General features: G+C 73.4%; 16 protein-coding genes and 1 pseudogene. 12 read left to right on the top strand and 5 right to left on the bottom strand.

Annotated elements, in window-relative coordinates; translation table 11 throughout:
• Nucleotides 1-650 precede the first annotated feature (650 nt).
• The 4 genes from uraD to ACFVS0_RS21495 all read left to right on the top strand — a co-directional run bounded on the left by uraD (nt 651) and on the right by ACFVS0_RS21495 (nt 4,319).
• Entirely contained in the window at nt 651-1,154 is a 504-nt protein-coding gene (gene uraD, locus ACFVS0_RS21480) for a 2-oxo-4-hydroxy-4-carboxy-5-ureidoimidazoline decarboxylase (protein WP_430550374.1), read from the top strand.
• Nucleotides 1,151-1,489: a hydroxyisourate hydrolase gene (uraH, locus tag ACFVS0_RS21485; RefSeq protein WP_430550373.1), complete on the top strand. Its 339-nt coding sequence runs from the start codon at nt 1,151-1,153 to the stop codon at nt 1,487-1,489. Before uraD ends, uraH begins: the two co-directional genes overlap by 4 nt.
• A 132-nt stretch (nt 1,490-1,621) precedes the next feature.
• Nucleotides 1,622-2,566, top strand: coding sequence for a factor-independent urate hydroxylase (gene pucL / locus ACFVS0_RS21490; RefSeq protein WP_430550372.1), 945 nt, complete (start codon nt 1,622-1,624; stop codon nt 2,564-2,566).
• A 55-nt stretch (nt 2,567-2,621) separates the two neighbouring features.
• On the top strand, nt 2,622-4,319 hold the full coding sequence (locus ACFVS0_RS21495; protein WP_430589084.1) for a nucleobase:cation symporter-2 family protein: 1,698 nt from the start codon (nt 2,622-2,624) through the stop codon (nt 4,317-4,319).
• Between the two features lie 80 nt (nt 4,320-4,399).
• Here ACFVS0_RS21495 and ACFVS0_RS21500 read toward each other — a convergent pair whose 3' ends face one another.
• A complete protein-coding gene (locus tag ACFVS0_RS21500) occupies nt 4,400-5,152 on the bottom strand; it encodes an IclR family transcriptional regulator (RefSeq protein WP_430550370.1) in 753 nt (250 codons plus the stop codon).
• 107 nt (nt 5,153-5,259) lie between these two features.
• Here ACFVS0_RS21500 and ACFVS0_RS21505 point away from each other — a divergent pair, with 107 nt between their 5' ends.
• The 3 genes and pseudogenes from ACFVS0_RS21505 to ACFVS0_RS21515 form a co-directional block, all read left to right on the top strand.
• Entirely contained in the window at nt 5,260-6,738 is a 1,479-nt protein-coding gene (locus ACFVS0_RS21505) for an NAD-dependent malic enzyme (RefSeq protein ID WP_430564972.1), read from the top strand.
• Nucleotides 6,735-7,991: a DUF6986 family protein gene (locus tag ACFVS0_RS21510; RefSeq protein WP_430589085.1), complete on the top strand. Its 1,257-nt coding sequence runs from the start codon at nt 6,735-6,737 to the stop codon at nt 7,989-7,991. Before ACFVS0_RS21505 ends, ACFVS0_RS21510 begins: the two co-directional genes overlap by 4 nt.
• 203 nt (nt 7,992-8,194) lie before the next feature.
• Nucleotides 8,195-8,890, top strand: a pseudogene (locus tag ACFVS0_RS21515) (hydroxypyruvate isomerase family protein); the annotation flags it as partial.
• Nucleotides 8,891-8,974: 84 nt separating this feature from the next.
• Here ACFVS0_RS21515 and ACFVS0_RS21520 read toward each other — a convergent pair.
• On the bottom strand, nt 8,975-10,078 hold the full coding sequence (locus ACFVS0_RS21520) for a hypothetical protein (protein WP_430589091.1): 1,104 nt from the start codon (nt 10,076-10,078) through the stop codon (nt 8,975-8,977).
• A 234-nt stretch (nt 10,079-10,312) separates the two neighbouring features.
• Between ACFVS0_RS21520 and pepN the strand changes: the two genes are divergently transcribed.
• Entirely contained in the window at nt 10,313-12,877 is a 2,565-nt protein-coding gene (gene pepN, locus ACFVS0_RS21525) for an aminopeptidase N (protein ID WP_430589086.1), read from the top strand.
• A 74-nt stretch (nt 12,878-12,951) separates the two neighbouring features.
• Here the strand turns inward: pepN and malQ are convergent, their stop codons facing one another.
• A complete protein-coding gene (malQ, locus tag ACFVS0_RS21530; protein ID WP_430589090.1) occupies nt 12,952-15,123 on the bottom strand; it encodes a 4-alpha-glucanotransferase in 2,172 nt (723 codons plus the stop codon).
• A 263-nt stretch (nt 15,124-15,386) separates the two neighbouring features.
• Between malQ and ACFVS0_RS21535 the strand changes: the two genes are divergently transcribed.
• The gene (locus ACFVS0_RS21535; RefSeq protein WP_430589087.1) at nt 15,387-16,454 is read left to right on the top strand and encodes a mechanosensitive ion channel family protein; all 1,068 of its coding nucleotides are present in this window, start codon (nt 15,387-15,389) and stop codon (nt 16,452-16,454) included.
• 28 nt (nt 16,455-16,482) lie between these two features.
• Here the strand turns inward: ACFVS0_RS21535 and ACFVS0_RS21540 are convergent, their stop codons facing one another.
• Complete coding sequence (locus tag ACFVS0_RS21540) at nt 16,483-16,731, bottom strand: glucose PTS transporter subunit EIIB (protein ID WP_429728304.1); 249 nt, start codon at nt 16,729-16,731, stop codon at nt 16,483-16,485.
• Nucleotides 16,732-16,835: 104 nt separating this feature from the next.
• Between ACFVS0_RS21540 and ACFVS0_RS21545 the strand changes: the two genes are divergently transcribed.
• From ACFVS0_RS21545 to ACFVS0_RS21555, 3 genes are read left to right on the top strand one after another with little or no spacing between them, the layout of a single operon-like run.
• Nucleotides 16,836-17,255 (top strand): globin, encoded by a 420-nt coding sequence (locus ACFVS0_RS21545; RefSeq protein WP_430549803.1) that lies wholly within the window; start codon nt 16,836-16,838, stop codon nt 17,253-17,255.
• A 49-nt stretch (nt 17,256-17,304) separates the two neighbouring features.
• Nucleotides 17,305-18,228, top strand: a complete 924-nt coding sequence (locus ACFVS0_RS21550; protein WP_430549802.1) for an acyl-CoA thioesterase — start codon at nt 17,305-17,307, stop codon at nt 18,226-18,228.
• A 58-nt stretch (nt 18,229-18,286) separates the two neighbouring features.
• Nucleotides 18,287-19,264 carry a DNA topoisomerase IB gene (locus tag ACFVS0_RS21555; RefSeq protein ID WP_430589088.1) on the top strand — a complete coding sequence of 326 codons (978 nt, stop codon included), beginning with the start codon at nt 18,287-18,289 and terminating at the stop codon, nt 19,262-19,264.
• Between the two features lie 44 nt (nt 19,265-19,308).
• Here ACFVS0_RS21555 and ACFVS0_RS21560 read toward each other — a convergent pair.
• Nucleotides 19,309-21,880 (bottom strand): glycoside hydrolase family 48 protein (locus tag ACFVS0_RS21560; RefSeq protein WP_430589089.1); only part of this gene is annotated, 2,572 nt, incomplete at its 5' end.

The raw sequence follows: 21,880 nt of genomic DNA on the forward strand, positions 1-21,880 counted from the left end.
GAGGGGGTGGGAGAGTAGGACGCCGCCGGACACCCATTCACGAAAGGCCCACCCCACACCGGGGTGGGCCTTTCGCATACCCCCGAACAGACCCCTGGTAGGCCGAGGGGCTCCCGTCGGCTGAGGCTCCCGCTGGGCGAGCCCCTTTTCGGCCCGGCCACGCGCCGCGGCCCGCGCGCCGGCGCGCGCCAGCTCTCCGGCGGGATCGATCCCCCGGCGAGGTGGCAACGCGGCACCGCGGACGGAGGGTGTGCCCGCCGGGACGTGACCCGTGGCCAGGCGCCCGCACGGGAGCCCCGCGGTCCGTGGACGTCCTCGTGGACTTCGTTGTCCTCGTGGACTTCCTTGTACGTGAACGCCGCCGCTGGCGCGTCACACTGCCTGCCCGCTCGAGGTCGCCGGATGCTGCGGACGGCGAGTTCCGGCCCACGCCAGGTGCCTTCGCGCGCTCGTCACGGACCCTTCTGCCAACCCTGTGAGGCCTGTGGCCTGGGGAGATGACGCCGAGCAGAGGACACGCTGGGGTGGTGTCGTGCGACGGGCCCGCACTGAGCGCAGACTCACTTGACAGGGCGCACGGGCGAGAGCGAGACTTCACTAAACGGAAACCCGCTTCCGGTGGGTGGAATCCCCCGAAGGAGGATCGCTCGATGGTGAGTGCAGGTCTCGAGGCATTCAACGCGGCGGACATCGACGCCGCCCGCGCTCAGGTGCTCTCGTGCGCGGCCGTGAGCCGGTGGGCGGACGCGGTGGTCGCCGGCCGCCCGTACGCGGACGCCGAGGCTGCACTCGCGGCGGCTCGTGCCGTGGCCGACCCGTGGAGCGAGGAGGAGATCGACTCCGCGCTGGCGCGGCACCCGCGCATCGGCGAGCGCGCGTCCGGGGACGACGTGGACGCGGCGCACTCGCGCCGGGAGCAGGCCGGGCTCGGCGACCTCAGCGGTTCGGTCGAGGAGCGCCTGCGCGCGGGGAACCTCGCGTACGAGGAGCGGTTCGGTCACGTCTTCCTCATCCGGGCCGCGGGCCGCACCGCCGAGGAGATCCTGTCCTCGCTCGAGGAGCGACTGGGGAACGATCCCGCCACCGAGCGACGCATCGCCGGCCAGCAGCTGCGGGAGATCGCCGTGCTGCGGCTGGAAGGAGAGCTCTCATGACCTCGCACATCACCACTCACGTGCTCGATGCCGTGTCCGGGCTGCCGGCCGCCGGCGTGGCCGTCTCACTGTGGAGCGTCGGCGCGGACGCGGCCGCGCGCCTCGCGGACGCCTCGACCGACGCCGACGGCCGGGTCAAGGACCTGGGCCCGGAGTCGCTCGAGCCCGGCACCTACCGCGTGACCTTCGCGACCGGCGACTACTTCGCCGCGCAGGGGGTCGCGACCTTCTACCCGTCGATCACCATCGACTTCACCGTCGAGGCCGGGCGCGACCACTATCACGTGCCCTGCCTGCTCAGCCCGTTCGCGTACTCCACGTACCGCGGGAGCTGACGGGTCCTCAGCGACCCGCCATCACAGGCCGCGGCACAGGCGCCGCGGCGTGCGTCATCGTCATCGGAGACGTCGAGGGCCGCCCTGCAGGGGTGGGCCCGCGCAACGCAACAACAGATGAAGGAGTCAGCAATGACCGCCACCGCCACCGACCCCCAGGTCAGCACGGGCACGATCGTGCTGGGGGACAACCAGTACGGCAAGGCCGAGGTCCGCGTCATGAAGGTCGACCGCGACCAGGCGCGCCACCGGATCACCGAGCTCTCGGTGACCTCGCAGCTCCGCGGCGACTTCTCCGCCGCGCACATCGACGGCGACCAGGGCCGCGTGGTCCCGACGGACACGCAGAAGAACACGGTGTTCGCCCTCGCCAAGGACGGCATCCCCTCGCCGGAGGAGTTCGCCCTCCGCCTGGGCGAGCACTTCGTCTCGAGCTTCGACTGGATCGAGGGCGGTCGCTGGGAGGCCAAGGAGTACACCTGGGAGCACATCCCCTCCTCCCTCACCTCGCACGTGACCGACGGCGAGCACGACCATGCGTTCGTCAAGGGCGGCACGGAGACCCGGACCACCGTCGTCCAGCGCGACGGGGACGAGGTCTTCGTGGTGTCCGGACTGGAGGACCTCAAGGTGCTCAAGTCGACGGGCTCCGAGTTCCACGGCTTCCCGAAGGACCGCTACACCACCCTGCAGGAGACCACTGACCGCATCCTCGCGACGTCGGTGACCGCCCGCTGGCGCTACACCTCGCTGGACCTCGACTTCAACGCCGTCTACGACGACGTGCGTCGCATCCTGCTCGAGACCTTCGCCGACGTGCACTCGCTCGCGCTGCAGCAGACCCTGTACCAGATGGGCAAGCGGGTGCTCGAGGCGCACCCGGAGATCGGCGAGATCAAGTTCTCGATGCCGAACCTGCACCACTTCGTCGTGGACTTCGAGCCCTTCGGCCTGGAGAACCCGAACGAGGTCTTCTACGTCGCCGACCGCCCCTACGGGAAGATCGAGGCGGAGGTGAAGCGGGAGGGCGCCGACCAGGAGCCGCGCGCGTGGGCGACCGTCACCGGGTTCTGCTGATCACGGCCCTGCGGATCAGCGAAGCACCGTGCAGACGGTTCGAAGGAGCATCGAGATGAGCACGACGACCATCGACGCGGGGGCCGTGACCGGCACGCCGCAGGGCGGTCGACCGGAGGACGAGCGCTACCCGCTCGGCAAGACCTTCCTCTACGGCCTGCAGCACATCATGACGATGTACGGCGGCGTGATCGCGCCGCCGATCATCGTCGGGCAGGCGGCGGGGCTGTCCGGAGCGGAGATCGGTGTCCTGGTGTCGGCCGCGCTGCTCGTCAGCGGCCTGGCCACCGCGCTCCAGACGCTCGGCATCCGCTTCTTCGGGTCGCAGCTCCCGCTCGTCCAGGGCATCTCGTTCGCCACCGTGTCCACGATGGTCGCGGTGGCGAGCGGGGACGGCGGCCTCCCCGCCGTCTTCGGCGCCATCATCGTGGCCGCCGTGATCGGCCTGGCGATCAGCCCGTTCTTCGCGCAGGTCGTGCGGTTCTTCCCGCCCGTCGTGACGGGCACGATCATCACGATCATCGGGGTCTCGCTGCTGCCGACGGCGGCCGGCTGGATGATGGGCGGCGACGAGGGGTCGGCGGACTGGGGCTCGGTGCCCAACATCACGCTCGCGCTCGGCACGCTCGTCGTGGTGCTCGCGCTCAGCAGGTTCCTGCAGGGCACGATCTCCCGCCTGTCCATCCTGTTCGGCATCGTCCTCGGCACCGTGGCGGCCGTGCCGCTCGGGCTCGCGGACTTCTCGGGCGTCGGCGAGGGGGCGACGTTCGCGCTGCCGACGCCGTTCGCCTTCGGCGCCCCGGTGTTCGAGATCGGCGCGATCATCTCGATGACGATCGTCATCCTCGTGATCATGACCGAGACGACGGCCGACCTCATCGCGATCGGCGAGGTGCTCGACACCAAGGTCGACGCGAAGCGGGTCGGTGACGGCCTGCGGGCCGACATGGCCGCCACGCTGGTCGCGCCGTTCCTCAACTCGTTCCCGGCCTCGGCGTTCGCGCAGAACGTCGGCCTGGTCGCGATCACCGGCATCCGTTCGCGGTTCGCCGTCGCGGCGGGCGGTGCGGTCCTGTTCGTGCTGGGCCTGTTCCCGCTGCTGGGTCAGGTGGTCGCGGCGATCCCGTCGCCCGTGCTGGGCGGTGCCGGCATCGTCCTGTTCGGGTCGGTGGCGGTGTCCGGGATCCGCACGCTGTCGCGGGTCGAGTACGAGGGCAACCTCAACCTCACGCTCGTCGCGGTGGCCCTGGGCTTCGGCATCATCCCGATCGCGGTGCCGGACTTCTACGACCGGTTCCCGACCTGGGTGGGCATGATCTTCCACTCGGGGATCGCGGCGGCCGCCGTCGTCGCCGTCCTGCTCAACCTCGTGTTCAACGAGATCCGCTGGGGCCGGCGCAGCAAGGACCCGTCGGTGTTCACCGCGGGCTCGTCGGCGCGCCTGGTCGTGACGGAGGAGCAGGAGCAGCGCCGGGCGGAGTACTTCGCGCGGCTGGACGCCGAGCGCCAGGAGGAGCGCCGACGCGCCCGCCTCAACGCGGACGTGCGGGCGCGGGTGCGTCACGGCCACGGCCGCCGGTCGGGCTGCGTGTCCGCGATCGACCTGGACGCCGACGGCGTGCCGGACGTGCTCCAGATCCGCGAGGGGGCGCGCGACGCGGTCGCGGGCCGTCGTCCCGGCGTCGAGGCTCCGGCGGGCGACGCCCGCCCGGAGCTGGTGCACGCGGGCACCGCCGGACCGAGGGACGGGTGACGACGATGCCCGCCCCGGCACGACGCAGGGCGCGAGGCGGGACCCCCGCCTCGCGCCCCGCGCCGGGTCGCCGCGTGCCGTCAGGCCGCGGAGAGCAGCTCCTTCGAGATGGTGTCGGCCACCTCGTGCAGCACGGGGAGCGCGGCCTCGCCGAACTCGTAGGTCACGCGGGCCGCGGGCCCGGACACGGAGAGCGCGGTCGGGGTGGGCGCGTCCTTCACGGGGACGGCGAAGCACCGCACGCCGATCTCCTGCTCGCCGTCGTCGACGGCGTAGCCCTGCTCGCGGATCGTGGCGATCTCCTTGAGGAGGTCGTCGACGTCCGTGATCGACAGGTCGGTGGCGGGCGGCATCCCGACGCGACCGACGATGTCGCGGATCGTCTGGTCCGGCAGCTCGGCGAGCACCATCTTGCCGACGCCGGTGCAGTGCGTGTAGACGCGCCGTCCGACCTCGGTGAACATCCGCATCGAGTGGGACGACGACGCCTGGGCGACGTACACCACCATGTCGCGGTCGATCATCGCGAGGTTGGCGCTCTCGCCGAGCTCGCGGGCGAGCCGCTCCAGGTGCGGGCGGGCGCTGGCGCCGAGCTGGCGGCCGGCGCTCTCGCCCAGCCGGATGAGCCGCGGGCCCAGGGTGTACCGGCGGTTGGGGAGCTGGCGGGCGTAGCCGCGGCCGACGAGCGTCCGCATGAGCCGGTGGATCGTGGGGAGCGGGAGGCCGGCGGCGGCCGCCAGCTCGCTGAGCGCGGCGTCGCCGCCGAGGTCGGTCATGATCTCGAGCAGGTCGATCGCCCGGTCCACCGACTGCACTCCGGTGCCGTTCGCCATGCGTGTGGTCCCCCTTTGCAGCGTCTTGTGAACCGATCCCGGTTCTAGAAACCATCCTTCCACATCTCGAAACTTCAGTCATCAGCACCACGAAAGGAACCCAGGCCATGGCGATGCCCAGCCCCAGCTACACGATCACCCTCCGCGTCGAGGCGCCCGCCTCGCAGCGCGCGACGAGCGAGATCGTCCACGAGATCGCCACGGCCGGCGGCTCGGTGATGGGCGTCGACATCGCCCAGTCGCACACGGACACGATCGTCGTCGACGTCACCTGCGACACGGTCGACGCCGAGCACGGCGAGCGGATCGTCGCGGCGCTCGACGCCCTCGACGGCGTGCGGGTGCTGAAGATGTCGGACTCGACGTTCCTCATGCACCTCGGCGGCAAGATCTCCGTCACCCCCAAGGTGCCGCTCAAGACGCGCCGCGACCTCTCGCGCGCGTACACGCCGGGCGTCGCCCGCGTCTGCCTCGCGATCGCCGACCGTCCGGAGGACGCGCGCCGCCTGACCATCAAGCGCAACACGGTCGCGGTCGTCACCGACGGCACGGCCGTCCTCGGCCTCGGCGACATCGGCCCCGAGGCCGCCATGCCCGTCATGGAGGGCAAGGCGGCGCTGTTCAAGCAGTTCGCCGACGTCGACGCCTGGCCCCTCGCCCTCGACACGACGGACACCGAGGAGATCATCCGCACCGTCAAGGCGATCGCCCCCGGCTTCGGCGGCGTGAACCTCGAGGACATCTCCGCGCCCCGCTGCTTCGAGATCGAGAAGCGCCTGCGCGAGGAGCTGGACATCCCCGTCTTCCACGATGACCAGCACGGCACCGCCATCGTGGTGCTCGCGGCGCTCATCAACGCCCTCAAGGTCGTGAACAAGAAGATCGAGGACGTCCGCATCGCGGTCTCCGGCGTCGGCGCCGCGGGGTCGGCCATCATCCGCCTGCTGCTCGCCCAGGGCGCCCGCGACATCATCGGCTTCGACCGGCACGGGGCGCTCACGCCCGAGTCGGCGGGCGACGACGAGAACCGCACCTGGATCGTCGAGAACACCAACCCCTCGGGCTTCACCGGCACCCTCAAGGAGGGCCTGGCCGGGGCCGACGTCTTCGTCGGCGTCTCGGCGGGCAACATCCTCACGGGCGCGGACGTCGCGGCGATGAACGACGACGCGATCGTGTTCGCCCTCGCGAACCCGACGCCCGAGGTCGACCCGATCGCCGCCGGCGAGACGGCCGCGGTCGTGGCGACCGGCCGCAGCGACTACCCGAACCAGATCAACAACGTGCTGGCGTTCCCCGGACTGTTCCGCGGCCTGCTCGACGCCGGCGCCACGCAGATCACGGACGAGATGCTGCGCGTGGCCGCGGTCGCGATCTCCTCGGTGGTGGGCGACGACGAGCTCAACCCCGCCTTCGTCATCCCGGGCGTGTTCGACAGCCGCGTGGCCGAGGCCGTCGCGGACGCCGTCCGGGCCGAAGGGCTCAAGGAGGTCCCGGTCGAGGAGCACCGCGCCGGCGACGCCGAGCACCTGGCCCAGCACCTGGGCCGCGCGCTGCACTCGGAGAGCGCGGCGGTGGCCCGATGAAGGCCTCCCTCGACCAGGCCTCGCTGGACGACGTCGAGCGCCGGCTCGCCGCGCACGACGTCCACCTCGAGCGGGCCTACCCGGGCGACGACGGGACGCGCCAGCCCGTGCACACCGTGTACGTGCCGGCGCACCGGTACGCGGCCGGGCTCGCGCGGGACTGGGGGGCCCAGGCCCTCGCGGTCGTCGAGGCGCAGGGCACGGACGCGCTGCTGGACGCCGTCGGCGTGCGGGACGACCTGCGCGAGGCGGTCGCGGCGCAGGTGGAGCGCAAGCTGGCCACCGAGCCGATCGAGGACCTGCGCATCGACCTCGAGGACGGGTACGGCACGCACCCGGACGCCGACGAGGACGAGGTCGCCGCCGCCGCGGCCGCCGCGCTGCGGACCGAGCTGGACGCCGGGGGAGCGACACCGTTCGTCGGCATCCGGTTCAAGTGCTTCGAGCGGCCCACGCGGGCCCGCGGCCTGCGCACGCTGGACGTGTTCGTCAGCACGCTCGCGGCGTCGGGGGGCCTGCCCGACGGGCTCGTGCTGACCCTGCCGAAGGTGACCGGCGTCGTGCAGGTCGAGGCGATGGTGGCGGTGTGCGAGCGGCTGGAGGAGGCGAACGGGCTGCCCGCCGGGCGCCTGCGCTTCGAGGTGCAGGTCGAGACGCCGCAGTCGATCCTCGACTCCGCGGGCACGGCGACCGTCGCGCGGATGATCCACGCGGGTGCGGGGCGCGTGAGCGGCCTGCACTACGGCACGTACGACTACTCGGCGTCGCTCGGGATCGCCGCGGCGTACCAGTCGATGGAGCACCCGGCGGCGGACCTCGCCAAGGAGGTCATGCAGCTCGCGGCGGCCGGCACCGGCGTGCGGCTGTCGGACGGCTCGACGAACGTGCTGCCGGTGGGCGACGACGCGCAGGTCCGCGCCGCCTGGGCGGGCCACGGACGCCTCGTGCGCCGCTCGCTGGAGCGTGGGTTCTACCAGGGCTGGGACCTGCACCCGGCGCAGCTGCCGAGCCGGTTCGCGGCGACGTACGCGTTCTACCGGGAGGGCTTCGAGCCCGCGGCAGAGCGGCTGTCGAACTACGTGAACGACGTGGCGGGGGCGGTGCTCGACGAGCCCGCCACCGCCAAGGCGCTCGCGTGGTACCTCAAGCGCGGCGTCGACTGCGGTGCCCTGGGCGCCGACGAGATCGTCGAGCGCACCGGACTGCAGCCGGCCGAGCTCACGGCGATCGTGACGCGCCCGCTCGGGGGCTGACGTCCGGCATCGGCACAGCGCACGGCCACGACGGCCCGGCAGGACGACGTCCTGCCGGGCCGTCGTCGTGTGCGCGGCATCACGACCGCACCGCGGGACCGCCCCGGGCAGGGGTTGACCGATGCGGCCGACCCGGCGTAGCGTTTTCACTACAAGGAACCAAACTTCCATCTGGCGAAAGCGAGTCAGCGATGACGGACCAGATCCCCTACACCGTGAACTGCTCGATCCTCCTCACGGACCTGCCGCTCCTGGAGCGTCCGGCGGCCGCGAAGGCGGCCGGCTTCGACGGCGTCGAGTTCTGGTGGCCCTTCGCCACCCCGACGCCCGCGGCCGACGAGATCGACGCGTTCGTCGGGGCCCTGGCCGACGCCGGCGTGCAGCTCACCGGGCTCAACTTCGACGCCGGCAACATGCCCGGCGGCGACCGCGGCCTCGTCTCCTGGCCCGAGCGTTCCGCCGACCTGCGCGCCAACCTCGACGTCGTCGCCCGCATCGGCGAGCGCACCGGCTGCCGCGCGTTCAACGCGCTGTACGGCAACCGCGTCGAGGGCGAGGACCCGGCGGCGCAGGACGCGCTCGGCGCCGAGAACCTCGCGCTGGCGGCGAAGGCGGTCGAGCGGATCGGCGGCACGGTGCTGCTGGAGCCGGTGTCCGGCGCCCCCGCCTACCCGCTGAAGACGTCGGCCGACGCGGTCGCCGTCCTCGACCGCGTGCGCGACGAGCACGGCGCGGCCAACCTCGGCCTGCTGTTCGACGTCTACCACCTGTCGGTCAACGGCTCCGACGTGGACCTCGACCTCAAGACCTACGGCGACCGCATCGCGCACGTGCAGATCGCCGACGCCCCCGGCCGCGGCGCCCCGGGCAGCGGGGACCTGGGGGGGGGGGGGTGGGTTGGGGGACTTTTGGGGGGACGGGAAGGGAAGAGTTCGTGGGTGGGTGCGGGGTGGGGTTTTTTCTCCGCGTCGGGGCGGGACGCCTCAGCTCGTGCCGATGCCCGCCCGGGCGAGGGAGAAGCCCTTGCCCGAGGGGTCGTGCGTGCACGACATGCCGGTGTCCTCGCTGCGGCACGTGAAGTCGCCCTCGGTGATCGAGTCGCCGTAGTCCAGGTCGTCGAGGTCGTCACCCGCCTTCTTCGGCTGCTGGTCCTGGGGGACGCACGGCTGGGCGACCGTGCCCTCGCCGTCGATGGTCACCACGTACCCCGTCGTGCCGTCGCAGCCCTCCGTCGGGGCGGGCTGCTGGTTGAGCTGGGCGATCCCGCAGGACACGCCGTCGGCGTAGATCGAGCACGTGATGTTCTTCGACGGTGCCGCGAACCGCGCCAGCACCTCGCCCTGCATCGGCGCCTCCTCGGACGCGGACGCCGACGGCTCCTGCGAGGCCGCGGGGGCGCCGCCCGCCTCCGGGACCGTGGGCGACGGCGCGCCGAACATCTGCACGGCGAGCACCACCATCGTCACGATGAGCACCACGTCGACCGCGATGAACGCGATCCACCCGGCCGAGAGCCGACGGCGCCGACGCGGCGGGGCGGGCGGGGGCGGCGGCGCGCCGACCGGCGCCGGCGCGGCGTACCCGGCCGGAGCCTGCGGCGCCGGCTGCGCGTAGACCGGCTGGTGCACCTGGGTCGCCGCAGCGGCCGGGGCCGGCGCGTACGCGGGCTGGGGCGCGTACGCGGGCTGGGGCTGGTACGCCGGCTGGGCCGCGTACGCGGGCGGGCAGGGCGCGGGCTGCTGCCCGGACGGCACGGCCGGCGGCAGCTGCTGGGTGTGCTGGGCGGCCGGCTGGTACGCGGGCTGCGGCGGCGACACCTGCGGCGCCGTGGCCCCGGCGTCCGGTGGCGGGGGCACGGGGGCGTGCACCGTCGCCGCCCCCGCGGGGGGCGTGACGGGCGCCGGCGCCGTGACCTGCTGCAGCGGCACCTCCGCCATCGGGTCGGCGGCGGGGCGCTGGTACGCGGACGCGACGCGGCGCACGCCGGCGGCCGGCGACGACGGCGACACGGTCGGCGGCACTCCCGGCGGCACGGTCGACGGCCTGCCGTCGGACCCCGGTGGGGGCGGCGGAACGGTGCCGGACATCTGGACTCCCTCCAGTCACTCCTCGGGCGTCGCGCGGCGGGTGACCGGCACCCGCACGGCGGCGACGCACCGGGCAGGATGTCACGATCGGGTCTCGACGGTCGAACCCGCCCCCGTGCGTCCCCAGCGGGAGGCCGGGAATCCCGTGCGTCACAGCAGGCCCGAGGTGGCATCATCGTGCGCGAGCCTGCGCGCCCATCACGCGCCGCACCATCTTGAGACGAGGGAGAACCCGTGCCCGGAGAGAACCTGACCCGCGCCGAGGCGATCGAGCGCGCCGACGTCGTCACCGACGTCGAGTCGTACGCCGTCGACCTCGACCTGACCACCGGACCGACGACGTTCGCGTCCACGACCGTCATCCGGTTCTCCGCCACCCCCGGCGCGAGCACGTTCGTCGACCTGGTCGCGCCGTCCGTGCGCGAGGTCGTGCTCAACGGCGTCGCCCTGGACCCGGCCGAGGTGTTCGCCGACTCGCGCATCGCGCTGACCGGCCTGGCCGCCACCAACGAGCTGCGCGTCGTCGCCGACTGCGCCTACATGAACACCGGCGAGGGCCTGCACCGCTTCGTCGACCCGGTCGACGGCGAGGTCTACCTCTACACGCAGTTCGAGGTGCCCGACGCGCGCCGCGTCTTCGCGACGTTCGAGCAGCCCGACCTCAAGGCCCCCTACCAGGTGACCGTGACCGCACCGGCCGCGTGGCAGGTCGTGTCGAACCAGCCCACACCGGAGCCGACCCCGGCCGCGCACGCGACGGACGCCGACGTCCCGACCGCGACGTGGGCGTTCGAGCCGACGCCGCGCATCTCGTCCTACCTCGTGGCCCTCGTCGCCGGCCCGTACGCCGTGCAGCGCGGCGAGCTCACGTCGTCCGACGGCCGCACCATCCCCCTCGGCGTCTTCTGCCGCTCCTCGCTCGCCGAGCACCTGGACGCGGACTACATCATGGAGACCACCCGCAAGGGCTTCGCGTTCTACGAGTCGACGTTCGGCGTGCCGTACCCGTTCGACAAGTACGACCAGCTGTTCGTGCCCGAGTACAACATGGGGGCGATGGAGAACCCGGGCTGCGTCACGTTCACCGAGTCGTACGTCTTCCGCTCCCAGGTGACCGACGCCGTCCGCGAGCGCCGCGTCGTGACGATCCTGCACGAGCTGGCCCACATGTGGTTCGGCGACCTCGTGACCATGAAGTGGTGGAACGACCTCTGGCTGAACGAGTCGTTCGCGGAGTACGCGTCCACGCTCGCCACCGCCGAGGCCACCGAGTGGGAGGCGGCCTGGACCACGTTCTCCGCGATGGAGAAGACGTGGGCGTACCGCCAGGACCAGCTGCCATCCACGCACCCGATCGTCGCCGAGATCCGCGACCTCGAGGACGTGCAGGTCAACTTCGACGGCATCACCTACGCCAAGGGCGCGTCCGTGCTCAAGCAGCTCGCGGCGTGGGTCGGCCGGGACGAGTTCCTCTCCGGCGTCTCCGCGTACTTCCGCAAGCACGCCTGGTCCAACACCGAGCTGCGCGACCTGCTCGTCGAGCTCGAGGCGACCAGCGGCCGCGACCTCACCGCGTGGTCGAAGGCGTGGCTGGAGACGGCGGGCGTGAACACGCTGCGCCCGGAGATCGCCGTCGACGCCGAGGGCCGCATCACCGGGTTCGCCGTGCTGCAGTCGGCCCCCGCCGACTACCCGACGATCCGCCCGCACCGCCTCGGCATCGGCTTCTACGACCTCGTCGACGGGGCGCTGACGCGCACGCACCAGGTCGTCATCGACGTCGACGGGGAGCGCACCGAGGTCGCGGACCTCGTGGGCCGCGAGCGCCCGGCGCTCGTGCTGCTCAACGACGAGGACCTGGCGTACGCGAAGATCCGCCTCGACGAGGAGTCGCTCGCCGCGGCCGTCGAGCACCTGTCGCGCATCGCCGACCCGCTGGCCCGCTCCCTCGTGTGGGGCTCCGTGTGGGACGCGGTGCGCGACGGCGAGACGCCGGCGTCGGCGTACGTGGACCTCGTGCTCGGCAACATCGCCGCCGAGACGGAGTCGACGACCGTGCGCACCACGCTGAACCAGCTCGGCCTGGCCGCCCGGTCGTACGTGGCGCCCGAGCGTCGCGCCGCCACCCTGGCGCGCATCGGCGACCGGCTGTGGGACCTCGCGCAGGAGGCGGACGCGGGCTCCGACCTGCAGCTGCAGCTCGTGAAGTTCGTCGCGCAGCTCGCGTCGACGCCCGACCACGTCGCCCCGCTGCGCGGCCTGCTCGACGGCTCGGTCGCGCTCGACGGCCTCACCGTGGACACCGACCTGCGGTGGGAGCTGCTGGAGAGCCTCGTGCTGCTCGGCGCGGCCGACGGCGCCGAGATCGACGCGGCGCTCGCGCAGGACGACACGGCCACCGGCCGGCAGGCGGCCGCCCGCGCCCGCGCGGCGACGCCGACCGTCGCGGGCAAGGAGGCCGCGTTCGCCTCCGTCGTCGACCGGACGGACGTCCCGAACGCGATCATCCGCTCCACCGCCGCCGGCTTCGTGCACGTGACCGACCCGGCCGTGCTGGAGCCGTTCGCCGCCCGCTACGTCGACGCGCTGCTGCCGATCTGGACCACGCGCAGCTACCACATCGCGGAGGAGCTCATCGAGGGGCTCTACCCGGCACCCCTCGCCTCGGCAGCGCTGCGCGACGCCGTCCGCGGCTGGCTGGACGCGCACGCGGACGCCCCCGCGGCCCTGCGCCGCATGGTCGTCGAGCAGCTCGCCGGCACCGAGCGCGCGCTCGCCGCGCAGGCCGTCGACGCCTGAGTCCCGGCACGGAACGCGGAACCCCGCCCGGTCACGTCGACCGGGCGGGGTTCCGTCGTCTTCGGGACGGCGGGTCAGCGCGCCGTGCGCACCGCCTGGACGAGGGAGCGCAGGCGCGCGTTGTCGAAGAGGTCGTCGACCAGGACGACGTTCCCCGACCCGTCGGCCAGCGGCACCTTCCAGTTCGGGTACTCCTGGTCCGTGCCGGGCTGGTTCTGCGTGCGCCGCTCGCCGACGGCGTCCGTGAGCTGCACGCCCACGAGGGCGGCCGGCGTCCTGCGCAGGTACCGGTGCAGCCCCTCGACGATCTCGCGCTCGGACGGGTGGTCGGAGACCAGCCCGCGCATGGCGAGGGCCAGCACCGTCTGGTCCCGCTCGGTGCGGGCGGCGGCGCGCAGCTCCTGCGCGTCGCCGGCGAGCAGCCCGAGGCGCTCGCGCAGGTCCACGTGCTCCCCGGCGAGGTAGCCGGCGGCCGGCGGCATGTCGTGGGTGCCGACGGTCGCGAGCGACGCCCGGCGGTACTTCTCCGGCTCCAGGGGGCGGCCGTCCTCCTTCTCGAACCAGAGCACGGAGGTGCCGAGCACGCCGCGGTCGGCGAGCTCGTCGCGCACCCACGGCTCGAAGACGCCGAGGTCCTCCCCCACGACGACGGCCCCCGCGCGGTGCGCCTCCAGGCACAGGATGCCGAGCAGCGCCTCGTGGTCGTACCGCACGTAGGCGCCGACGGCCGGCGAGGCCCCCTCGGGCACCCACCACTGGCGGAAGAGCCCGAGCACGTGGTCGACCCGCAGCGCGCCCGCGTGCCGCAGCGCGGTGCGCAGCATGTCGCGGTACGGCGCGTAGCCGGCACGCGCCAGCGCGCGCGGGTTCCACGGCGGCTGCGACCAGGCCTGGCCCTGCTGGTTGTACATGTCCGGCGGCGCCCCGACGGAGACGTCGCGGGCGAGGACGTCGCGGTGCGCCCAGGCGTCCGCGCCCTCGGGGTGCGCGCCGACCGCCAGGTCGTGCATGATGCCGATCCGCATCCCCGCCTCGCGCGCCACGCGCTGCGCGGTCTGCTTCTGCTCGTCGGCCACCCACTGCAGCCACACGTAGAACTCCACGCGCTCGGCGAGCTGCTCGCGCAGCGCGGCGACGGCGGGGGACGCCGGGTCACCGAGCTCGTCCGGCCGCGGGCGGGAGCCGAGGTGCTCGACGATCGCGCACCAGGTCGCGAAGTCGCGCAGCCCGACGCCCTCCTCGGCGACGAACTCCTGGTAGGCGGCCTCCCGCGCGGCGCGGCGGGGCGCGGTGAACACCACCTCGAGGGCCGCCTTCTTCGCCTCCCACACGGCGTCGCGGTCGAGCGCGCCGGGGTCGGCCACGAGGTCGCGCACCGGGTCGGCCGCCCACTCCACCAGGGAGCGGTCCGCCGCCGACAGGTACGCCGTCTCCGGGATGTCCTCCACCCGCACGTACAGCGGGCTGAGGAAGCGCCGGCTGGTCGGCAGGTACGGCGACGGGGTCAGCGGCGTGACGGGCTCCGTCGCGGACAGCGGGTTGACCCCGACGAAGTCCGCGCCGGCGCGGTGCGCCGTGAGCCAGGCCAGGTCGGCGAGGTCCGCCAGGTCTCCCACCCCCCACGACGTGCGCGAGCGCACCGAGTAGAGCTGGACGAGGAAGCCCCACCACTGGTCGTCCTCCAGGCCCGCGGGCAGCTTCAGCCGGCGGGGCGTGACGACGACCGTGGTGCGCGTCTCGTGCCCCTCGGTGAGCGCGTGCAGCGAGTGCCAGCCGAGCGGCAGGTCCTGCGGCAGGGCGAACGTCGCCCGCCCCACCCGACGTCCGTCCACCGCGCGCGGCTCGACCAGGACGTCGAGCTGGTCCAGGTCGCGACGACGGCGCACCGCGTGCTCGCGCGCCGCGGGCTCCGCGCCGTCCAGCTCCAGCCACACGTGCACCGCCGCGCCGTCCGTGACGTGCACCGGGACCTGCGTGCCGGCGCCCTCGCGCACCACGACCGTGGGCGGCAGGACGGCACGCCACTCGTCGTCGCGGGCGCGCTGCAGGCTGTGCGTCACCTGCTGCGGCGTCCCCGCCGGCACGCCCAGCGCGCCCAGCACCGCGACGAGGGTCGACGCCGGCGCGACCACCACCTCGCCGCCGAAGCCGTGGTGCTCGACGAGCACTCCGTACGCCTCGGCGAGCTCGCGCAGCTCCGCGCTCGGCTCGTCGGTGCTCGGCTCGTCGGTGTCGCCGCCCTCCAGGGCGGCTCCGTCGTCCGTCGTCGTCGCCGGAGCGTCAGCCACCGACCCGGGCTCGTCGGCACGCGCGTCGTCGACCGTGCCGCCCGTATCGTCCCGGGAGTCGTCCGGGATGTCGTCGCGGGCGTCGTCCGAGGTGGTCGGCTGGTCCTTGCTCACGGAGACGATCCTGCCATCCCCCGTCCCACCAGGCCGTCCGCCCACGCGGCACGACCTCACGCCCGCGGACGTTTCGTCGAGGCCCGCCCGCTCGCTACCGTGGGCGGGTGACCCCCGTGATCTCCACGCTCCGGACCGCTGCCCCGACGGCGGTGACGCCCACGCCTGCGCCCACGCCCAGCCCGAGCGCGACGAACACCGAGTCCGCCGTCGAGGACACCATCAAGGCCGCCGCGGACGCCGGCTCGTCGTTCTGGGAGTGGTTCACCGGCTGGCCCCTGCACATCCTCATCATCCTGGTGGTGGGGCTGCTCGTCCTCGCGCTGCTGCGCCGCGTGATCGGTCACGTCACGGAGCGCATCGCCACCGGATCGGGCACGACCACCACCGAGGGCGGCCCCGCCTGGCGCCGCTACCTGCAGCGCACACCGTTCGTCGAGGACGCGATCGCGATGGCGAACCCGCTGGCCAGCCAGCGGCGCGCGCAGCGGGCCCGCACGGTCGGGTCGGTGCTGCGCTCCACGGCCAACATCGTCGTCGGCACGATCATCGCGCTGATGATCCTGGCGGAGCTCCAGGTCAACGTGGGCCCGCTGGTCGCCTCCGCCGGCGTCGTCGGCATCGCGCTGGGCTTCGGTGCCCAGGCGCTCGTGAAGGACTTCATCTCCGGCATCTTCCTCCTGGTGGAGGACCAGTTCGGCGTCGGCGACGTCGTCGACCTCGGCTCCGGCGCGACGGGCACGGTCGAGGAGGTGCAGCTGCGCGTGACTCAGGTACGCGCCTTCGACGGCACGCTCTGGTACGTGCGCAACGGCGAGATCCTGCGCGCCGGCAACATGACGCAGCAGTGGTCGCGCGCCGTCGCGGAGGTGCGGGTGCCGCTGGAGGCCGACGTCGACACGGTGCGGGTCGCGCTCGGCCGCGCGGCCGACGACGTGCAGGCCGACCCCGAGCTGTCGCCGCTGCTCCTCGAGGCGCCCTCGGTGCGGGGCGTGGACGCCGTCAACGACATCACCATGTCGTTCACGCTGCACGCGCAGACCCGGCCGGGCGACCAGTGGGAGGTCTCGCGCGAGCTGCGCCGCCGCGCCCAGGAGGAGCTGCGCGCGGCGGGGGTGCTCGTGCCGTCCGCCGACGCCGAGCCGGCCGTCCTCGAGCAGGAGACCGAGGCCTGACCAGGCGCGGGCGGGCGGGACGGGACGGTCAGGAGACGAGCAGGGGGTCCATCTGAGCGGCCAGGTCGTCGGCCTCCGGGCCCACGATGACCTGCACCACGCGACCGGAGCGCACCACGCCGAACGCGCCCGACGCCTTGAGCCCCTGGTCGTCCACGAGGGCCGGGTCGCTCACCTCGACCCGCAGCCGCGTGATGCAGGGCTCGAGCTCGACGACGTTCCGGCTGCCGCCGAGCGCCGCGAGGATGTCGTCAGCCTTGTTCGGGGCGATGGTCATGGGGGCCTCCCGTGGAATGCGTCGTTGCAGGTCCGTGACCAGCCTAACGCTCCAGGGCGCCGAGCGGGAGGAGCAGCACCGCGGGTGTCTGGGAGGATGGCCCGGTGACGGACCAGACTTCACCCGCGTCGCCTCTCGAGCCATCGCCCGAGTCGTTCTACGACGCCGTCGGCGGGCACGCCACGTTCGAGCGACTCGTCGACGTGTTCTACGAGGGTGTCGCCGCGGACGAGGTGCTGCGCCCCATGTACCCGGAGGAGGACCTCGGGCCCGCGAAGGTGCGGCTCACGCTCTTCCTCGAGCAGTACTGGGGCGGCCCGACGACGTACAGCCAGCAGCGCGGCCACCCGCGCCTGCGGATGCGGCACGCGCCCTTCAAGGTCAACCCCGACGCCCGCGACCGCTGGCTGGCGCACATGCGCGTCGCCGTCGACGCGCTGGACCTGGCGCCGATCCACGAGTCCCAGCTGTGGGACTACCTGGAGCGCGCGGCGTACAGCATGATCAACACCTTCGACGAGTGACACCTCGACCCGTCCGGTGACCCACCCTGCGACTCGACCTGGAGTGCGTGTGAGCGAGACGTCCACCACCACGCCCGCCCCCGCGGGCATCCCCGACGCCCTGGACCGCCTGCTGTCGGCGCTCGACCTGCGCGAGGTCGACGGCTGGGGCCCCCGCGGCGAGGACGACCTGTGGCGCGGCGACAGCGTGCCCGGCCCCGGCCGCCGCGTGTACGGCGGCCAGGTGCTGGCCCAGGCCCTGCTCGCGTGCGGCCGCACGGTGGACGACGACCGCCTGCCCCACTCGCTGCACGCCTACTTCCTGCGCGAGGGCGCGCTGGACACCCCGATCGACTTCGCCGTGGAGCGGTTGCGCGACGGGCGGTCGTTCAGCGCCCGGCGCACGCACGCCATCCAGCACGGCAAGCCGATCCTGTCGCTGACCGTGTCGTTCCAGACCGACCAGCCCGGGTACGAGGCCGCGGAGCCCGCGCCGGCCGGCGTCCCGGCACCGGAGGACGTCCCGTCGGCGATCGAGGTGCTCCACGGCATCGACCACCCGGCCGCGAAGTTCTGGTCGCACGAGTCGGCGTTCGACCTGCGGCACGTGGGCGGCTCGTTGTACCTGGGCCCCGACCCGGAGCCGAAGCCCACCCAGCAGGTGTGGGTGCGGGCCCGGCACGCGATCGCGTCGGACGACCCGCTGCTGCACCGCGCGCTGCTCGCCTTCGCGTGCGACCAGGTGATGCTCGAGCCGGTGCTGCGCCAGGCGGGGCGCTCGTGGATCGACGTCGGCGGCGCCGTGCCGATGGCGAGCCTCGACCACGCCATGTGGTTCCACCGCGACGCGCGCGCCGACGACTGGCTGCTGTACGTCCAGGAGTCGCCCGGCGCCCAGGGCGGGCGCGGCCTCGGCCTGGCCCGCGTGTACGACCGCGAGGGCCGGCTGGTGGCGAGCATCGCGCAGGAGGGCATGATCCGGCTCCCCGGCTGACGTCCGCGCGCCTCCCCGCGGCGCTGCGGGGAGCGCGCCGTCGCCGCACACTGTGCGCGTGCGACTGCGCCGCGTCTCCGCCTCCTCCCCCGGCTACTCGCGCCGCGCGAAGGGCGACGGCTGGGCGTTCCTCGACGTCGACGGGGCCCTGCTCCACGACGAGGCGGAGGTGGCGCGGTGCACCCGGCTGGCGGTCCCGCCGGCCTGGACCGACGTGTGGATCTGCCGGCACCCCGACGGTCACCTCCAGGCCTTCGGCCGCGACGACGCCGGGCGCGGCCAGTACCTGTACCACGAGCAGTGGCAGGCGAGGCGTTCGCGCCGCAAGCATGACCACGTGCTCGACGTCGGCCGGCGGTTGCCCGCCGCCCGCGCCGGGGTGACGCGCGACCTGGGCCGCGACGGCGTCGGGCGCCGTCGGGTGCTGGCCCTCGCGTTCCGGCTGCTTGACGACGCGTACTTCCGCGCCGGCGGGGAGGTCTATGCGGCGAAGCACCGCAGCTACGGCCTCGCGACGATCCGCAAGGAGCACGCCACCGTGCGGCGCGACGGGAGCGTGCACTTCCGGTACCCCGCCAAGTCCGGGCAGCTGCGCGACGTCCTCGTCGAGGACCCGCTGGTGGCTTCGCTCGTCACGACCCTCAAGCGTCGGCGCGGCGGCGTCGACCTGCTCGCGTGGCGGGACGACGACGGGGCGGGCTGGCACGACGTCACCAGCGCGGACGTGCAGGCCGCCGTCAAGGAGCGCCTCGGCGAGGACGCGACGCCGAAGGACTTCCGCACCTGGCACGCCACCGTGCTCGCGGCGCGCGCCTTGGCCGACGCCGGCGCGCCGCCGCGCTCGCAGCGGGCGCGACGGCGGGTGGTCGCCCAGGTCGTCCGTGACGTGGCCGACGAGCTCGGCAACACGCCGGCCGTCGCCCGCGCGTCGTACGTCGACCCGCGGCTGGTCGACCTGTGGGAGCACGGCGAGACGATCGGCCCCACCCGGACGCGCTCCGCCGCCGAGCGCGCGGTGCTGGACCTGCTGGGCTGACCGAGGTGGTGCCCCTCGGGCCGAGGGGTACCACCTCGGTCAGGTCAGCTGCAGGCCAGCGGCCCGTCGGCCGGCGAGGCGCCGTTGGCGACGAAGCCCACCGTGGCCTGCGCCCCGGCGGCGAGGTCGGCGTTCCACGCCGCCCCCGTGATCGTCCCGCCGGACAGCACGCCGCCCCACAGGTTCGTGGTGGACAGCCCCGCCGGAGCGGTCACCGCCCACCCCGGCGCGCCGTCGTCACCCGCGGTGACCACGATCTGGCCCTGGTACCCGCCCGACCACGAGTTCGTCGTCGAGTACACCGCCGTGCACGCCCCGTCCGTCGGGTCCGGGCCGCCGTCGTCCGGACCCGTCGTCACGCTCACCGGCGCCGACGCCGCCGACACGTTCCCCGCCGCGTCCCGCGCCGTCACCGTGATCTCGTACGACGTCTCCGGCTCCAGGCCGGTGAGCGTGGCCGACGTCGACGTGGAGGTCGTCGCGGCCTCGCCGTCGACCAGCACGCCGTAGCTCGTGACCCGCGTGTCGTCCGTCGACGCCGACCAGGTCACCTGCACGCTCGTGCCGTCCGCGGTGGCGGTCACGCCCTGCGGCACGCTCGGCGCGGTGGTGTCGTCCGTCGGGACGTCCTCGCCGAACAACCGGTCGTAGTCCGCGAGCGCGGTCGCGACCGCCGTCTGCGCCCAGAACCGGTGGTAGGTGAACTCGGGCGCGGGCCCGCCGTCGAGGTGGTCCTGCACCTTCTGCCACTGCGGGTCGTCGGTGTAGAACGACCGCAGGTCGAGGAACGAGGCGCCCGCCCCGATCTCGTCGCCGTTCGGCATGGTGCCGGTCCAGCCCTCCGGCACGTACACGCCGTCGCCGTCCGCGGAGGTGAGCACGTCGTCGAACCGGGAGTAGTCGGCGCGCGTCTCCGTCGTGGCGACGCCGAGCGGGTCGCTGTTCTGGGTCCAGATCGCGTCCAGCAGGTCGTGCGCGACCTGCTGGGCCTGCGCGTGCTGCTCCCCCTCGCCACCGGCCGCGTAGTACATGAGCGACCGGGCGAGCGCGCCGGCGACGCCGACGTCCTGCCCGTAGCCGGTGACCTCGACGGAGAGGCCGGCGTTGTCGCCGGGGTCCGCGGCGTCCCAGTCGTCGGGCTGGCCCGACCAGGCGAGGTTCGACGGGATCTGCCACGAGTCGTCGGTGACGGTGATGTGGTCGATCACCCACGGCACCCACTTGTCGAGCACGGCCCCGGCGCGCGCGTCGCCCGTCTCCTCGTACAGCTGCGCGATGCGCTCCACGCCCCAGCCCTGCATGCCCATCCACTGGTTGGAGGGCGGGTCGTGGTAGACCGGCGCCTCCTGGTACGCCATGCCGTAGAAGGTCGCGACGTCGTCGGGACGGTCGGCGTAGTGCCCCTCCCAGCTGTTGGTCGCGCCGCCGGCGATGCCGCCCTCGGGCGCCTGGAGCCACTGGAACAGCTCGAGCTGGCGGTCGAGGCTGGTGGCCCAGTCGTCGGACGCCGTCGGCGACGCGGGCTCGAGGTCCGGGTCGTTCGACAGCGCCCACGCCGCCATGGGGTTCTGGTACCCGAAGTGCGCGTGGCTGGAGCCGATGCGCCACGCCCACGGCGAGGCCGTGTCGAGCGCGCCGCCCCAGGCGTAGTACCAGGACAGCAGGTAGTGCGCGCTGTCGCGGCCGGTGCCCGCGGGGCACGACGTGGACTCGCAGCCCGGCGTCTTGAAGTACTTGTCGAACAGGGCGTAGCGCAGGTAGTCGCCCATCTTGGACGCCTTGCCCACCGTGTCGGCCACGGCCTCGGGCTGCCCCTGCTCGGCGGCGAACTTGTTGGCCCAGTAGGCGGCCTCGACGGCGCGGGCGTCGGCGTCGGGCGCGTTGGTGTACTTCCACTGCTCCGCATACGACGCGTCGCCCGTGAACAGGTCGAGGTAGCCGTTCTCGCCGCCGTAGGAGAAGTCGTCGATCGACGGCTGCGGCACCGTCTCCCACACCGACTCCTGCGGCCCGCGCTGGAAGGTGTTGATGTACGACGTGCCCTCGTGGTCCGGCCCCAGCAGCTCGGACGAGCCGGGCGCCGCACCGAAGCCGTACACGTTGTCGACGTCGGCGAGCCAGTGCATCCCGTACACCTCGGGGGTGCCGTAGGTGGACTCGAGCTCCGCGCCGATCGGGTCGCGCCCGACCGACACGCCCGTGTCGAGCGGGGAGGGGTACCGGCTCGGGTGGTCGAACTCCGGGGCGTAGGTCGCGGGCTTGGCCGGGTCGTACGCCGCGTTGGTCGGCTGGTTCTCCGTGGTCGGGATCATGTACTGCTCGAGCGTGTCCCAGGCGTGGTTGAACGGTTCCCAGTCGCCGGTCACCTGCCCGTAGGACGTCTCCAGCCACAACCAGAACGAGTACGCCTCGCTCGTGGTCTCGTGCCCGTAGTCGGGGGCCTCGACCATGAGCGTCTCGACCGCGTGGTACGGGATGCCCTGCGGCGAGAAGTAGCCGTTGGCCGGGTCGTGGATCTTGTCGTAGAGCTCCAGGAACCGCTGCGTGTACTCGCCGTCGACGAGCAGGGTGCGCTCGGCCGGGGCAGCCGCCGCGGCGGCCGGCCCGGAGGCACCG

This window comes from Isoptericola sp. NPDC058082 (assembly GCF_042885055.1).
GTDB lineage: Bacteria > Actinomycetota > Actinomycetes > Actinomycetales > Cellulomonadaceae > Isoptericola.